Source organism: Methylotuvimicrobium sp. KM2 (assembly GCF_038051925.1).
Classification (GTDB): domain Bacteria; phylum Pseudomonadota; class Gammaproteobacteria; order Methylococcales; family Methylomonadaceae; genus Methylotuvimicrobium.
In genome coordinates, this window is record NZ_CP150634.1 from 2,472,232 (window position 1) to 2,485,250 (window position 13,019).

Here is a 13,019-nt window from a genome sequence, read left to right on the forward strand (position 1 = left end):
GGAGCCTAAAATGAACGACAACAGCTCCAGCTTCGAAACGCTGCAGACCTCATCCGACAAAGGGCTTTATGTACTGAGGCTCTACATCGCCGGCAACACGCCACAATCCACCCGCGCCATCGAGAACCTCAAGCAGTTGTGCGAATCCCGCTTGCAAGGCCGCTACGAACTGACCATCGTCGATCTCCACCAAATGCCTGACGCCGGCCAAGACGAACGAATCATCTGCGCACCAACGCTCGTCAAACAACAGCCGCCACCGGTGCGCCGACTGACCGGCGACCTATCGAACACCGATCGGGTCCTGCGTGCGCTGGACATCACGCAGGAAACGATATAGTCATGTCTGCGGAACAACTATCCAGGAAAGAGTGGGCGCACGAAGTCGAGACATTGCGCGCCCGGCTCGACGAGGCCGAGGAAACGCTGCACGCGATCCGCAGCGGCGAGGTGGACGCCCTAGTGGTGGCAGGCCCCCAAGGCGATCAAGTGTTCACGTTGAATAGCGCCGACCATTCCTACCGCGTGTTCATCGAAGAGATGAAAGAGGGTGCGGTGACGCTGTCTGAAGAAGGCTTGATCCTGCATTGCAACCAAGGCTTCGCCGAGATCATCAAGACCCCGCAGGACCAGTTAATCGGTGCGGTCTTTGCGTCGTTCGTGGAGTCCACAGATCTGCCGACCTTTAAGACCTTGCTGCAAGACTGCTGGAACGGGTCGGTCGTCGGCGAAATCAACGGTCGTGCCGCCGACACATCGGTAACGTTACGCCTGTCGCTGACCCGTCTGCCGACCGGCGCCGCCGGGGACATCTGTGTCGTGGTGTTGGACATGACCGAGGCTAAGCAGAAGGAAGCTGCATTGCTCCGTGCGCACGCCACCCTGATCCAGACCCTGCAAGAATTGGAGGTTTCCCGCATGGCTGCCCTCAACATGATGGAGGATGCCGTCGAAGCCAAAAAAGCGGTCGAGGTAGCCAACCTGGAACTGCAGCAGCACATCGCTCAGCGCCAGCGTAATGAAGCCGAGAACCAGCGGCAGCTCGCCGAGCTTCAACAGTGGTATGAGGTGATGTTGGATCGCGAGGACCGCATAATAGAGCTCAAACGCGAGGCCGATGCCCTGCGACAACGACTGGGCGAACCGCCTCGCTATGCCGTCGAGCTGGGCGCCGAAGTCCAGCCTAGTGACGGAGCAAGGCCATGACTAAATCGACCTCACTTCCCCCGGTGAACCGCTCCGCCGGTGTGTGGCTGCTGGGCCTACTGGCGTTGCTGGTGGTGCTGATCGGCATCGGCGGCTGGCTGCATTTCAACAGGCAGAAGGCCGAAGCCCGGCGCCTTGCCGAGGAGATGTTGTCTCATATCGATACGTTTAAAGCCGACCAGATCGCTCAGTGGATGCGGGAACGCCGGGTCGATGCCGAGACCGCCTTGGACCTGCCTCTGGCGCGACGCTTTCTACTGGCGCCGAACAACCCTGTCGCTCGCCAGGAAATGCAGCAGTGGCTAAGCCGAACTCAAAGAACTAATGGCTACAGCGCGGTTGCCTTGTTCGACGCCGCTGGTATGCTGCATCTCTACGCGACCACTGCGCAGGCACCCTGGCAGGATGCCATGTTCGTCTCAGAGGCTAGCGAACGCGTTCGGGCCGCCGTATCGGCCCATGACGTCGTCTTTTACGACCTGCATGAACTGCCCGAGCAGTTCATTCACATGAGTTTTGCTGCGCCGGTGGGCTTGTCGCCACTGGAGGATCGACTGGCCGCGGGGGCGTTGCTGTTCGTCATCGACGCACGATCTTTCCTGTATCCGTTGATCCAGACCTGGCCCACGCCTAGCGCCAGCGCCGAAACCCTTCTCATCCGGCGCGAAGGCGATGAGGTAGTTTTCTTGAATGATCTGCGCCACCGCGCTAACACGGCGCTGAAGCTACGGTTGCCGATTGCTGCAAATCCCCGTCTTCCGGCGGCGTTGGTCGCCCAGGGGCAAGAAGGCCTGAGCGCAGGCGCAACCGACTACCGGGGCGTCCCGGTTCTCGCCTCGACACGCGCAATTGCCGGCACGCCCTGGAGCATGGTGGCCAAGGTGGACCAGGACGAAGTGTATGCCCCCTTGCACCAGCAGGCCAGGACCATCGGCTTGATGACCACCCTGCTGGTGCTGCTGGCTTGTTTGGTAGTGGGCCTGGCCTGGCGCCAGCAACAGCTGGCGAACAATCGGCGGACACTAGCGGCAATGCGCGAGAGCGAAAAGCGTTACCGCCAGTTGTTCGAACATGTGCCCATGGCCCTCGGTTTCGTGACGCTGGACGGCCTCATGCTCGCCTTGAACGGCAGGTTCGAGCAGGTGCTTGGTTACACCTTGTCCGATATTCCGGATATCGAGGCTTGGTGGCGTTTGGCCTACCCTGACTCGGTCTATCGCAACACGGTACAGGCAAGCTGGGGTCCAGCCATCGATCGGGCTGTAGCGACCGGCGACGAAATCGAACCGGCCGCCTTTCGCGTTACTTGCAAAGACGGCGCCGTGCATGACATCCTGATCTCGGGCATCGTCCTGGACGACGGCGTATTGGCGGCCTTCCACGACATCACCGAGCAGAAGCGGACGGAGCGCCGTCTCGACCTGGCCTTGAGTGCGGCCAAGATATTGATATGGGAAATCGACTTCACCACCGGCAAGCTGAGCTACGATAGCAACGGCATGAGCAACCTGGGGTTGGATCGGGCCACGGCCCCGGATACGCTGGAAGACTGGCAGGCACGGATACACCCCGACGACCGCGAACGATTCACAGCCTTGGTTGAACAGACGCTACGACCGTCCAACACGCGCAGCTTCGATTGTGAATACCGCATTGACGTTAATGGCGGGGGCTATCACTGGCTGCAAACGGTGGGCCAAGTGGTGTCGCGTGATTCCGACGGACAGCCTTTGCTGGGTGCGGGCTATTCGGTCAATATCGACGAGCGCAAACAGACAGAGGCCGCAACGGCGCAACACACTCGGGAGTTGGAACGCGGACGCCGCGCGCTGTTGAGCGTGCTGCAAGACCAGCGCCGCGTCGAAGCCTCGCTGCGCCAACTGGCACTGGCGGTGGAGCAAAGCCCGGAGAGTATCGTTATCACCAACCTCGCGGCTGAGATCGAATATATCAACGCTGCCTTCCTGACGACCTCCGGCTACACGCGCGAGCAAGTCATCGGCCAGAATCCGCGCATTCTGCAATCTGGCCAGACGCCGCGCGCCACTTACGACGAAATGTGGGCCAAACTCACCGCCGGGCAGCCCTGGAAAGGCGAATTCATTAATCGCAAAGCCAACGGCGATGATTATATCGAGTTCGCTCACATCGCCCCGCTGCGGCAGGCGGACGGCCGCATCAGCCATTATGTCGCGGTGAAGGCGGATATCACCGAGAAAAAACGCCTCGGCCAAGAGCTGGATCACTACCGGTATCACCTCGAAGATCTAGTGGCCCAGCGCACCGCCGAACTGGCCCAGGCCCGGCAGCAAGCCGAGGCCGCCAACCGCGCCAAGAGCGCGTTCCTGGCCAACATGAGTCACGAGATTCGCACGCCGATGAATGCCATTCTTGGACTGACCCATCTACTGCAACGCGATGGCGTCACCCCGGAACAGGGCGAGCGACTGAATCAGATTCGCACGGCCGGCGGGCATCTGCTCGACCTGATCAACGACATTCTCGATCTGTCCAAGGTCGAGGCCGGCAAGCTTGAATTGATCTTGGATGACTTCGCCCTCTCTGCGGTATTGGATCATGTCGCCTCGCTGATTGGCGAATCGGCCAAGGCCAAAGGCCTGCACGTCGAAGTCGATAGTGATACCGTGCCGCTATGGTTGCACGGCGACGCGCTGCGCTTGCGCCAATGCCTGCTCAACCTAGCCGGCAACGCGGTCAAGTTCACCGAACGCGGAAGCATCAATCTGCGCGCCAAGCTGCTGGAGGAAGCCCCGGAGGGTCTGCTGGTGCGTTTCGAGGTGCAGGACACCGGTATCGGCGTGACGCCGGAGCAGATCGACCGTCTATTCCAGGTGTTCCAGCAAGCCGACGTCGGCACCACTCGCAAATATGGCGGCACCGGCCTCGGCCTGGCGTTGACGCGCAACCTGGCGCAAATGATGGGGGGCGAGGTGGGGGTAGAGAGCACGCCAGGCGAGGGAAGTACGTTTTGGTTCACGGTGCGGATGCAGCGCGGCCACGGCATCATGCCGACGCCAGCAACGAAGAGTGTCGATGCCGAGCTGACCCTGCAACGTGAACAGGCAGGTACGCGGGTGTTGCTGGTGGAAGACAATCCCATCAATCGCGAAGTAGCGATGGAACTGCTGAGTGCTGTCGGGCTGGCGGTGGAAACCGCCGAAGACGGCGCCGTCGGGCTGGCCAAGGCGCAGACCACGAATTACGCCCTGATCCTGATGGACGTCCAGATGCCGGTAATGGACGGCCTGGAGGCCACCCGCGCCATCCGCACACTGCCGGGTTGGCAGGACAAGCCCATCCTGGCGATGACCGCCAATGCTTTCGACGAGGATCGCCGCGCCTGCGTGAAAGCCGGCATGAACGACTTTATCGCCAAGCCGGTGGAGCCGGAGCTGCTCTATGCCGCCTTGCACAAGTGGCTACCGGCGCGTCCCGGAAAAATCGGTGCAGGCGTGACACCGCCGCAAGCCGGTACGAATCCTGACGCTGCGTCGCCGGACGACGCCGATGCCCAACTGCGCGCGCGACTGGCCACAATCGCCGATCTCGATCTGGAAGCGGGCCTCAAGATGGCGCGAGGCAAGCTACCCTTATACCGGCAACTGCTGGCACTCTTCGTCGAGCGGCATGGCGATAATCCGCGCCAACTCGCCGAACTGATCAAACAAAACGATCCTGTCGCGGCAAACCTGGCCCATGACCTCAAGGGCGCGGTCGGAAATATCGGCGCCATGCCCATCTATTTATTGGCCAGCGATCTGAACGCCGCACTCAAGCGTGACGACCGTGCGGCAGCGCAAGCGATCCAGACGCCGCTGACCGAACGGCTGTCCAAATTGATCGCCGCCTTGCAGGGGGCCTTGATGCAAAATGAAGTTGCGGCGGCAGATTATGTCGTCAGCAATGTTCCTGTCGACGCCGGCCTACTGCCTCACCTGGCGGACTTACTGGCCAGCGACGATACCGCGGCCATCGACTTTTTGGCGGCTAACGAAGGCGCGTTGCGCCGGGCCTTGGCACAGGACTTCGATTGGGTTCGGCGCCGGATCGGGACCTTCGATTTTCCGGGAGCACTGGAGCGGGTGCGTGCGGTGCTCGCGACCGTAGGGCGGACAAGCTGAGCTAAAGAGGAAGTTCCTGGGCATGTCGGGCAAATAGCCGCGCCTTCCCTCCCACCAAGCACTTTCAGTTACCGGGGCTATAGCCGGCGCCTTCGAGCGTTAAAATGAGTGTAAGACTCAACTCCCCAATGTATGCAATTAGGTGTAGATAAAAGCGATCCCTCAAAGGCTTGACAAGCTTTCCAATACTCGCTCGATATCGGCCTTCGAATGATAAAAGTGCGGTGAAAAGCGGACTCCTTGGCCTCTCAATGCGCAAACGATACCGCAGGCTTGCAATTGCTCGAACAACAGTTTATTCGACAGTGTTTTATGTCTAAATACAACAATGCCGGATTTCAATTTGCGAGTTCGGTGGCTAATCAATTCCAAGCGTTCATTTTGCATAATGCCTTCGGCAAGTCGATCGGCATTGCCGATAACCGCTGCTTCAACATGATCCATACCGGTTTCCAGTAGTAATGACAAACTGGCCGATAAGGCATGAATTCCCAGCATGTTTGGACTCCCGCACTCGAATCGCTTGGCGCCGGGATGTACTTCCCAGGGCTTGTTTTCATAGTTGTGGATGTGTTTAACCATGTGCCAGCCGAACTGAGTCAATTGTAATTGCGCTCGGGCGGTCGGATGTGTGTAAAAAACCCCCAAGCCTTCGGGGCCGCACATCCATTTATGACCGTCGGCCATCACAAAATCGGCTTGATAGGCTTGCACATCGAATTCAACAGCGCCTAAGCTTTGAATCGCATCGATACAAAAAAGGATGCCGTTGGCTTTACAAAACCGGCCTATTTTTTCCAAATCTAGACGCAAGCCGGAAGCGAATTCTATCGAACTCACGGTCAATAAGCGTGTATTGTTATCGACTAATGCAAATAGGGCCTCTTCCGGAGCGGAAGTGCCATTCAAGTCTGCCTGGCGAAATTCGACGCCACGCCCTGCCAAGGATTGCCAGGGTATTCGATTCGAAGGAAACTCCTCGTTTGTCGAGACGATATTGTCGCCGTCGTTCCAATCCAGTCCGTAAGCGACAAACGAAAGCGCTTCTGACGTATTTTTAACCAACGCGATATCGTCAGACGAAGGCGCATTCAACAAAGCTTGAAATTGACCGCGAAGCTCGTTTTCTTTTTTGAGCCAATCGGGATAATAGTAAGCGCCGAACTGCGTGTTTTGTTCGGCAAATTCTTTTACAGCATTGCATGCTCGTGATGGCCAGGGAGCAACAGCAGCATGGTTTAAATAAATTAATTCCTCGGCCAATGGAAATTCAGGATGATTCATACGTCAAGTCCGTTCTAGTAATGTCTCGGGAAAGACTAAACAAGGGACCGCTGTAATGCAAGCATCTGCGTCAATTAGACGCGCCTGTTACAAACGATGTTCGACCCGATCGAAACTGAATGCCATCATCAATTCCCAGTTTGAGAAATTTCTCCGTTATCAGGGTGCGGGGTCATAAACGCCAACTTAGTGCCTATTCTATGGTGTGTTTATGGCTTTATTCGTCATATCGATATGGGTTGTCGATATCCATGTTGCATGGATGTGGTGCTGCGTATTGCCATCCGTGGCCCTGGATTCCGCCAATCCCTGGCGGAATGACGAGTTCCTTCCTTAAGTTGGCGCTTATGGGGTGTGGGGTATCCCTGTCGAGGGACGCGGCGAACCCATTCATGGGGGCCTGACGACGGCTCGAACGCCAGGGATGGCGTGAATGCAGATTTTGCATTACGCCAGGGATGGCGTGTATTAGGGCAATGCAGGAGCAATTGCCGAGGAGCAAAAATCTGTCCTGCTGCCGACATCCTCGCCAAGCATACCCCGCACCCTGTTTGATCCCCAAATTGGGAATTGCTGGAATGTCATGCATTCTATGGCGTAAAATCCAATACAACTATAAAATAGCCGGTTTTTTAAATTTACCTTTCAATCCATAGAGGGCATTATGAATCAAGATACCATTAACCTAGTTCAACAATACTACGCTGCTTTCAATGCCGGCGACATGGATACCTTTTTAAGCTTGCTGACCGATGACGTTATTCACGATATCAATCAAGGCGAGCGCCAAATCGGCAAAGAAGCCTTTACGCAGTTCATGGCTTGCATGAATAATAATTACAAGGAAGAATTAGTCGACATGGTCATCATGGCCACCCCGGACGGTAAACGTGCCGCAGCGGAGTTCGTCGTCTTGGGCGAATACTTACAAACGGACGAAGGCTTACCGGAAGCTGCCGGACAAACTTACAGACTGCCCGCGGGCGCCTTCTTCGAAATCCGCGATAACAAAGTCGCTCGCATTTCCAATTATTACAACTTGCAAGACTGGATTGCCCAAGTTAACAGCTAATTCGGCTTTCATTCGATTCCCGAGCTCGACGCGGGAATCGAATAGCTAACTTTTCAAATCCTATGAATTTAATTACCACGTTCCGGTATTTTGCATCGAAGCCCAAGGCTCCTTCGGCTCCAGCGGCTCGCTTTTTTGCAATAATTCGATCGAAATTTCATCCGGCGAACGAATAAAGGCCATATGTCCATCCCGAGGCGGACGGTTGATCGTAACGCCCGCATCCATCAATTTTCGGCACGTTTCGTAAATGTCGTCGACCTCGAAAGCCAAATGACCGAAGTTGCGGCCACCGGTGTATTCCTCAGGGTCCCAATTGTAGGTCAACTCCAGCAACGGCGCGTCTTGAACCGCGGCTTGATCCTTATCTTTCGGCGCCGCTAAATATACGAGTGTAAAGCGGCCCTGCTCGCTCTCCATCCGTTTGGTTTCACTCAAGCCGAGCTTATGGCAATAAAAATCCAATGCTTCGTCCAAATCGCGAACCCGTACCATCGTGTGTAAATAACGCATGTTATTGACTCCTTATATTTTAAATAAACGAGTTTATGGGAATTCCACTCTGAGATTCAACCTTCCAACCTTACTCAGGATTGCCGAATTCTGAATGCCCTCAAACCCTCGAAGTGCTATTATCGGCTTGTGCCATTCATGGTGCTCATATAACATAGTTATGCACTTTTTAGAAGTTACAGAGGCTATCCCTATGTGCAATACCTGCGGTTGTAATATCACGCCCGGTAATCGTCCTTTCGTTTTAGCGGAAAAACCGACTAACGGTACCACGACGATCACGGTGCTGAAAAATTTACTCGCCAAAAACGACAACCAAGCCGAACATAACCGGAGTCATTTCGATGCACGAAAGGTCTTGGCGATCAACCTGATGTCCTCACCCGGCTCGGGTAAAACCGCCTTGCTCGAAGCAACGATCAAGCGGCTGAACGGTTCTTTAGACCTGGCTGTAATCGAAGGCGATCTCGAAACCGAAAACGATGCCGCCAGAATTCGCGCGCATGGCGTACCTGCGCATCAAATCACAACAGGAACAGCATGTCATCTCGATGCGCATCTGATTCACGATGCACTGCATCATATCGACTTGTCGTCTATCGATATCTTGTTCATAGAAAATGTCGGTAACCTCGTTTGTCCAGCCAGTTTCGATTTAGGACATCATTTGAACGTGACCCTGCTCTCGACGACCGAAGGAGACGACAAACCGGCCAAGTATCCGGTCATGTTTCGAGCGGCGGATTTGATGCTGATCACCAAGAGCGATTTATTGCCGTTTCTCGACGATTTTTCACCGGAAAGGGCCGAACAAGCACTACGTAATTTAGCCAGTAAGGCGCAGGTGTTTAACCTATCTTCTCGGCAGAATAACGATTCCGGGTTGGATGCCTGGATCGATTGGCTGCACGAACAACTCCAAGCGCATCGAAACAAACTGGCACAACAACAAACGACACGCCCAAACGTCCAGCGAGACGGCCAATTACTGCATACCGATCCGGCGCAAGTCCGCTTTCGCCCGGTTGTTAAAGCCGGCGTACCAGCCTGAGGTCTTTCGATGGCACTCGACGCACGACAATGGCTCGATCAAATCCGCGCACTGCCTTTGACCTCGCCGGTGCGCATCATGAACGTCTGCGGCGGTCATGAGCGTTCGATTTCGATGGCGGGACTCAGAAGCGCCCTGCCCGACATGATCGATTTGATTCCGGGCCCCGGCTGCCCGGTTTGCATTTGTCCGGAAGAAGATATTTATCAAGCGATACAAATCGGTCTGAACGAACCCGATAGCATAGTCGTGGCGTTCGGCGATATGCTGCGCGTGCCGGTCAATGTTTCGAGCAAGTCGGTACGCTCTCTCGAACAAGCCAAAGCCGCCGGCGCCGACATTCGCCCCATCGCCTCGCCTTCCGAAGCGGTTCGAATCGCAAAATCCGAACCCGATAAAACTGTCGTGTTTTTCGTCGCCGGATTCGAAACGACCTGCGCCCCGGTCGCCGGCATGCTCTCCGAAGGCATTCCCGATAACTTATTGCTGCTGATGAGCGGTCGCCTGACTTGGCCTGCGGTTGCGATGCTGCTCGACTACGAAACGCCGTCGTTCGATGCGCTGATTGCCCCAGGCCATGTTTCAACCGTGATGGGGCCTGAGGAATGGCAATTCGTCGTGGACCGCCACGGCTTCCCGGCCGCGATTGCCGGTTTCACGCCGGACAGTTTATTGGCGGCGATTTATTCTGTTTTACGACAAAAACTCGACGGCCGAATTTTTTTGGATAATTGCTACGAGCAAGTCGTTAAACCGCATGGCAATCCGACCGCCCGCCGATTGATCGAAAGCACCCTGACGATCGTCGATGCCCCTTGGCGAGGAATCGGTATCATACCGGCATCGGGACTTGAACTTAGCGCCGACTATGCACAGCATAACGCCCGGTTTCGTTTTCCCGTCCATGCCGAAAATGCAAGAAAAAATGCCGGCACGATGCCGCCGGGCTGCGACTGTGCGAGAGTCGTGCTGGGGCGCATCAAGCCGGTCGACTGCAAGCTCTACGGCGTTTCATGCACACCGCGCTCGCCGGTTGGGCCGTGCATGGTTTCCGATGAAGGCGCCTGCCGAATTTGGTGGTCGTCGGGAATCAGGGCCCGATCAGCCGAACACGAAAAAACAACCTGCACTTAATTTGCTGAACCCACCTTGTATTGAAATCCACTCTAACACCTTCTTCCTGCAAAAACGATGCGCGCCGCTTGATAGTCACCGGTCAAGTGCAAGGCGTCGGCTTTCGTCCTTTCGTATGCCGTTTGGCCCATGAATTAAACTTAAGCGGTTGGGTACTCAACCGGACCGGTACTGTTGAAATTTTGATACAAGGCGAACCGAACCGGATTGACCGGTTCATGGAACGTCTCGTTGATAACGCTCCTCCTCTCGCAAGACCGACACTCGCAAGCTGGCAAACCGCTGAACCCGACGACCTAGATACATTTTCGATTCTCGATAGCATTACCGAGTCGTCATCTGCCATATACATACCGCCGGATTATTTTTTATGCGACGACTGTCTTGCCGAATTGAATGACCCGAAACAACGCCGTTACCGTTACCCGTTCATCAATTGCACGCAATGCGGACCCCGTTACACGCTGATCAAAAAACTGCCATATGACCGCGTCAACACCGCCATGGCCGAATTCGAATTGTGTTTCGATTGCCGAAAAGAATACGACAATCGCCTAGATAGGCGATTTCATGCACAACCTTTGGCATGCCCGGTTTGCGGACCGTCATTGACTTTTCACATCTCCGGCGAAAAAACCATTTCGGATACAGGAAAGGCTTTGACCGCCTGCATCGAAACCTTACGCGCGGGGGCAATCGTTGCAGTCAAAGGCGTCGGCGGTTATCACTTGATCTGCGATGCAAGCTCGGAGGCGGTAGTCCAGCGCTTGCGCGAACGTAAACAACGCGCCCGCAAACCGCTCGCGGTTCTCCTCCCCTGGCGCGGCCCTAAAGGTCTGACAGTCGTGATGGAATACGCAGAACCCGGCCCGGCGGAATTGACTTTATTGCAAGACCCGCTCCGCCCTATCGTCTTGGTCAAGAAGCGGAGCGACCGTCCACTGGCCGAATCCGTCGCGCCCGGTATCACCGAAATCGGCATCATGCTTCCTTATAGCCCATTGCATCATCTATTAAGCGCCGACTTTGGCGGTCCTTTGGTTGCGACATCGGCGAACATCAGCGGCGAACCGGTCATGACCGACGGAGATGAAGTCGAGAGGCGGTTGAGCCGGGTAGCCGATGCTTTTTTACATCACAACCGTCCGATATTGAGACCGGCAGACGATGCGGTCTTCAGAAAAATTGCCGGTAGCATGAGACCGATTAGATTGGGCCGGGGCTGTGCGCCATTAGAAATGACCCTTCCGTTTACGTTACAAGAGCCGGTTCTTGCAGTGGGGGGGCACATGAAAAACGCCATAGCATTGGCTTGGGACAACCGCGCCGTGATATCTCCGCATATCGGCGACCTCGGATCGAGGCGCAGTCAAGAAGTCTTCGAACAAACCATAGAAGAGCTCGCAACGCTCTACGGCATAAGCGTCAAAAAAGTTATTCGCGACGCGCACCCCGATTACCGTTCGAGCCGATGGGCCGAACAATCGGGATTTCCGGTAACGCAGGTATATCATCATCATGCCCATGCCTCGGCATTAGCCGGGGAATACGGTTTATTCGAATCAATGCTTATATTTACCTGGGATGGGACCGGCTACGGCGAAGACGGCACGATCTGGGGCGGCGAAGCTTTGTTCGGCAGGCCAGGCCAATGGCGACGCGCGGGATCTTTAAAACCCTTCAGAATACCCGGCGGCGACAAAGCCGGTCGCGAACCGTGGCGAAGCGCAGCGGCTTTATTTTGGGAGTGCGGCTGGGAATGGCAAGACTGCTCATTCCCTACCGAACTCTTGAAAAAAGCTTGGGAACACAAGCTTAATGCGCCTTTATGCAGTTCAGCCGGCAGATTGTTCGATGCCGCATCGGCATTGCTGGGACTGGTATCGAAAGCCGATTACGATGGTCAAGCACCGATGGAACTGGAAGCCTTGAGCGCCGATAGCGGACCAGGGCCACTGCTACCCTTGGAACAAGACGAAAACGGTATTTGGTGCAGTAATTGGACACCATTATTGGCGATGCTACAGAATGATAAATTATCCAAAGCGGAGCGGGCTGGACAATTTCATGCCAGTCTAGCCGAAACGATCCGAGATCAGGCTGCCCGGATCAGAAAAACACACCGAATCGACCGGGTCGGTCTTTGCGGAGGCGTGTTTCAAAATAAGCGGTTGACCGAATTGGCGATAGAACATTTGAAACAGGAAGGTTTCGAGGTTTATCTACCTGAACGATTACCGGGAAACGACGCAGGCATCAGTTACGGACAAATTATCGAAGCCTGCTCGGTTTGAACCATTGTCGACAAACTCTATAATTTTCGTTGCAATAGTCACTGTATTAATGACAATTTCAGAGTTGGATTTATTCCGGTTTTACATAAAAACTGACTACCCCCTGCACTTACCAAACAAGCAAGCCTCCTCAGTTGTCCTCCCCTTTCGATTCAGAACCGTTAGTTTCAATTCTATTTGTTATCAATTTTATTCAATTAGGATTTCGCGAAAAATAACTTCCTGGAGTTATGAGCTTTGTTGAGGGTTTGGTAACTCGCCTGGTAGGACATCGTGAATCCTTCCTAGTAGGCTTGACGGTGGCTTTCCTTGCCGCCAACACC

The 13,019-nt window shown here is 55.2% G+C and carries 9 protein-coding genes; 7 read left to right on the forward strand and 2 right to left on the reverse strand.

Translation table 11 applies throughout. The features are described 5' to 3' along the window. Positions 1-10: 10 nt before the first annotated feature. Genes WJM45_RS10500 through WJM45_RS10510 form a run of 3 tightly spaced genes read left to right on the forward strand, consistent with a single transcriptional unit; the run spans position 11 to position 5,348 of the window. Positions 11-340, forward strand: coding sequence for a circadian clock KaiB family protein (locus WJM45_RS10500; RefSeq protein WP_341328875.1), 330 nt, complete (start codon positions 11-13; stop codon positions 338-340). A 2-nt stretch (positions 341-342) separates the two neighbouring features. Beyond that, entirely contained in the window at positions 343-1,206 is an 864-nt protein-coding gene (locus WJM45_RS10505) for a PAS domain-containing protein (protein WP_341328876.1), read from the forward strand. Beyond that, positions 1,203-5,348 (forward strand): PAS domain S-box protein, encoded by a 4,146-nt coding sequence (locus tag WJM45_RS10510; RefSeq protein WP_341328877.1) that lies wholly within the window; start codon positions 1,203-1,205, stop codon positions 5,346-5,348. The genes WJM45_RS10505 and WJM45_RS10510 overlap by 4 nt, the downstream gene beginning before the upstream one ends. A 162-nt stretch (positions 5,349-5,510) precedes the next feature. On the opposite strand, the gene WJM45_RS10515 is transcribed toward WJM45_RS10510, so the two are convergent. Then, positions 5,511-6,632 carry an aminotransferase class V-fold PLP-dependent enzyme gene (locus tag WJM45_RS10515; RefSeq protein ID WP_341328878.1) on the reverse strand — a complete coding sequence of 374 codons (1,122 nt, stop codon included), beginning with the start codon at positions 6,630-6,632 and terminating at the stop codon, positions 5,511-5,513. A 664-nt stretch (positions 6,633-7,296) separates the two neighbouring features. Here WJM45_RS10515 and WJM45_RS10520 point away from each other — a divergent pair. Beyond that, positions 7,297-7,704, forward strand: a complete 408-nt coding sequence (locus tag WJM45_RS10520; protein ID WP_341328879.1) for a ketosteroid isomerase-related protein — start codon at positions 7,297-7,299, stop codon at positions 7,702-7,704. A 72-nt stretch (positions 7,705-7,776) separates the two neighbouring features. On the opposite strand, the gene WJM45_RS10525 is transcribed toward WJM45_RS10520, so the two are convergent. Continuing rightward, complete coding sequence (locus tag WJM45_RS10525) at positions 7,777-8,217, reverse strand: VOC family protein (protein WP_341328880.1); 441 nt, start codon at positions 8,215-8,217, stop codon at positions 7,777-7,779. 193 nt (positions 8,218-8,410) lie between these two features. Here WJM45_RS10525 and hypB point away from each other — a divergent pair, with 193 nt between their 5' ends. Genes hypB through hypF form a run of 3 tightly spaced genes read left to right on the forward strand, consistent with a single transcriptional unit; the run spans position 8,411 to position 12,696 of the window. Beyond that, positions 8,411-9,268 (forward strand): hydrogenase nickel incorporation protein HypB, encoded by an 858-nt coding sequence (hypB, locus tag WJM45_RS10530; RefSeq protein ID WP_341328881.1) that lies wholly within the window; start codon positions 8,411-8,413, stop codon positions 9,266-9,268. 9 nt (positions 9,269-9,277) lie between these two features. Then, positions 9,278-10,402 (forward strand): hydrogenase formation protein HypD, encoded by a 1,125-nt coding sequence (hypD, locus tag WJM45_RS10535; protein WP_341328882.1) that lies wholly within the window; start codon positions 9,278-9,280, stop codon positions 10,400-10,402. 20 nt (positions 10,403-10,422) lie between these two features. Next, positions 10,423-12,696: a carbamoyltransferase HypF gene (gene hypF / locus WJM45_RS10540; RefSeq protein WP_341328883.1), complete on the forward strand. Its 2,274-nt coding sequence runs from the start codon at positions 10,423-10,425 to the stop codon at positions 12,694-12,696. The last annotated feature ends 323 nt before the right edge of the window (positions 12,697-13,019 follow it).

Coding starts and splice junctions, on each gene's coding strand:
- WJM45_RS10505 (WP_341328876.1), top strand. CDS start 343: ATGTCTGCGGAACAACTATCCAGGAAAGAGTGGGCGCACGAAGTCGAG.
- WJM45_RS10500 (WP_341328875.1), top strand. CDS start 11: ATGAACGACAACAGCTCCAGCTTCGAAACGCTGCAGACCTCATCCGAC.
- WJM45_RS10525 (WP_341328880.1), bottom strand. CDS start 8,217: ATGCGTTATTTACACACGATGGTACGGGTTCGCGATTTGGACGAAGCA.
- hypB (WP_341328881.1), top strand. CDS start 8,411: ATGTGCAATACCTGCGGTTGTAATATCACGCCCGGTAATCGTCCTTTC.
- WJM45_RS10520 (WP_341328879.1), top strand. CDS start 7,297: ATGAATCAAGATACCATTAACCTAGTTCAACAATACTACGCTGCTTTC.
- WJM45_RS10515 (WP_341328878.1), bottom strand. CDS start 6,632: ATGAATCATCCTGAATTTCCATTGGCCGAGGAATTAATTTATTTAAAC.
- hypD (WP_341328882.1), top strand. CDS start 9,278: ATGGCACTCGACGCACGACAATGGCTCGATCAAATCCGCGCACTGCCT.
- WJM45_RS10510 (WP_341328877.1), top strand. CDS start 1,203: ATGACTAAATCGACCTCACTTCCCCCGGTGAACCGCTCCGCCGGTGTG.